This is a genomic window from Pseudomonadota bacterium (assembly GCA_030775045.1).
In the GTDB taxonomy this organism is placed as follows: domain Bacteria; phylum Pseudomonadota; class Alphaproteobacteria; order JALYJY01; family JALYJY01; genus JALYJY01.
In genome coordinates this window covers 1-2,067 of the sequence record JALYJY010000148.1, presented here as the reverse complement: position 1 = coordinate 2,067, position 2,067 = coordinate 1, and the positions used below count along the sequence as shown (strand labels likewise).

Here is a 2,067-nt window from a genome sequence, read left to right as displayed (position 1 = left end):
ATCCAGGGCATCCCCTTTTATGTGGACGAGCGGGTGATCGTGCCGCGATCGTTCATCGGCGAGATCCTGACCGGCGATATCAGCTTTGCCGGGATTGAGGATACGGACAGCGTCGGCAGCGTGCTGGACCTGTGCACCGGTTCCGGCTGTCTGGCCATCATTGCCGCCCGCCTGTTTGAAAAAGCGCAGGTGGATGCAGTGGATCTGTCTGCTGATGCGCTGGAGGTGGCTGCTGTCAATGTACGCGATCACAGGCTGGAAGGCCGCGTGCATCTGCACCGGGGAGACTTGTTTGCGCCGGTTGCCAGGAAAAAATATGACCTGATTATCACCAATCCCCCGTACGTCAGGGACGCTGTAGTGGCGGCTTTCCCGCCCGAGCACCGGCACGAGCCCGTCATGGCCCACGCCGGCGGTACTGATGGCATGGACCTCGTCCGGAAAATCATCAGGCAGTCGCCGACCCATCTAAAGCCGGGTGGCGGCCTGATCTGTGAGGTTGGCACCGGCCGGGAGATCCTGGAGGCAGAATTCCCTGGCCTGCCCTTCCTGTGGCTGGATACAGAACACAGCAGTGGCGAAGTATTCTGGCTGGCCGCAAAGGATATGCGCTGATCGGAAAGTCCGGCGTTCTACTGGTTAATTTCCGGCTCGACGAGCCGCGCCAGGTTGCGGAGCGATTCCTGCCAGCCCAGATAACAGGCTTCCAGCGGTATAACATCCGGAAGGCCTTCCTGGACGATATGCAGTTCTGTCCCGACAGATACTTCCCTGAGGTCTATCGTCACCGGGATTTCCCCCGCCAGGGCCGGATCCTCAAAATTGTCCGTATAGCGCAGCCGTTTACCGGGCACGAGCTCCCTGTACTCGCCTCCGAATGCATGGCTTTTGCCTGTGGTGAAGTTCGTGAATGACATCCTGTACGTGCCGCCGACCCGGACGTCGGCATGGTGCACCTTGCAGGTAAAGCCGTTGGGTGGCAGCCACTTTGCCATGGCATCGGGATCAACAAAGGCGCGGTAGACCTTTTCCGGCTTTGCGGCCAGGACGTGGTGCAGGCGGACAGTGTTTTTCATGGTCATGGCCTATGGTCTTTTAATGGTGAGGCAGAAACAGAAATCTACGTTGAAGCTGTCGGATCGGCAATGACCCGGAAGGTTATTTTCTGGTGAGCAGTTCGACAGGTTCAATTTCCAGGGCGGCGGCCAGTTTGCCGAGCATGGTGATTGTTGCGCTGTATGAGTTTCCGGTTTCCAGCATGCTGATATAGCTGCGGTCGACTTCCGCACGGAACGCCAGTTCCTCCTGTGACCAGCCTTTTTCCTGCCGTAACCGACGCAAATTCCGGGCAACAGTTTTTCGCAAATCTTCCATATGACCAAGAAAAGGCTTGGCCATAAGCCTGACAATTGAGTATACTCAACAAATATCATAAGGCAACAATCATGAAGACAAAAATGCAGAGCAATTGCATACGTGGCCTGAAGACACCGGCAGGCCATCCAAAACTCACGAAACAAGCCTATTTGATTTACCTGCTCCGGCAGCCGGACGGGCAGACCATTCAGGATATGGTCGAGACTTTGGACTGGCAGCCCAATACAGTTCGTGCGGCCATAACCCGGTTGCGGCAAAGTGGCCACAGCATTGAACGATATATCAGCAAGGACAATCGGATATGTTATCGTCTGGTCGGTAATTCGGCGGTCTGAGGTTTCTTTGGTGTGGTCCAGCCGGAAACTGTGCTGCGGGATTTTTTACAGGGCAGGAAACATATTTGCAGGATACAAGGTCTTGATGGCGGTGAGAATGGGACCCACACTAGAACTTCCCTGAATATTGCGAGTATTTTGTCGTTTGGCAGGGAACAGGAACGAACCAATACCGGATTTTTATCAAGCGCTTTCGGCGATTTTTTCTTAAATACCTGATTGATCCAAGATCGTTTTGATTTTAGCAGAAACATCATAAGAGTCTGACTCAAAACTCCCCATTATGAGTTTTTCAGCCTTGCGATGAGGCGTGTCTGTCGCCGGATGGATGCGATGAGGAGCCAGGCCTCTGAGG

4 protein-coding genes are annotated in these 2,067 nt (G+C 54.5%); 2 read left to right on the top strand and 2 right to left on the bottom strand.

All coding sequences use genetic code 11. The features are described 5' to 3' along the window. The coding region (gene prmB / locus M3O22_09290; protein MDP9196933.1) for a 50S ribosomal protein L3 N(5)-glutamine methyltransferase at positions 1-615 on the top strand (615 nt) is incomplete at its 5' end. A gap of 17 nt (positions 616-632) precedes the next feature. On the opposite strand, the gene M3O22_09285 is transcribed toward prmB, so the two are convergent. Continuing rightward, positions 633-1,076, bottom strand: coding sequence for an SRPBCC family protein (locus M3O22_09285; GenBank protein ID MDP9196932.1), 444 nt, complete (start codon positions 1,074-1,076; stop codon positions 633-635). A gap of 82 nt (positions 1,077-1,158) precedes the next feature. Further along, positions 1,159-1,398: a helix-turn-helix transcriptional regulator gene (locus M3O22_09280; GenBank protein MDP9196931.1), complete on the bottom strand. Its 240-nt coding sequence runs from the start codon at positions 1,396-1,398 to the stop codon at positions 1,159-1,161. A 47-nt stretch (positions 1,399-1,445) separates the two neighbouring features. Here M3O22_09280 and M3O22_09275 point away from each other — a divergent pair, with 47 nt between their 5' ends. Then, entirely contained in the window at positions 1,446-1,712 is a 267-nt protein-coding gene (locus M3O22_09275; protein MDP9196930.1) for a DUF3489 domain-containing protein, read from the top strand. Positions 1,713-2,067 lie beyond the last annotated feature (355 nt).

Coding starts and splice junctions, on each gene's coding strand:
- M3O22_09285 (MDP9196932.1), bottom strand. CDS start 1,076: ATGAAAAACACTGTCCGCCTGCACCACGTCCTGGCCGCAAAGCCGGAA.
- M3O22_09280 (MDP9196931.1), bottom strand. CDS start 1,398: ATGGCCAAGCCTTTTCTTGGTCATATGGAAGATTTGCGAAAAACTGTT.
- M3O22_09275 (MDP9196930.1), top strand. CDS start 1,446: ATGAAGACAAAAATGCAGAGCAATTGCATACGTGGCCTGAAGACACCG.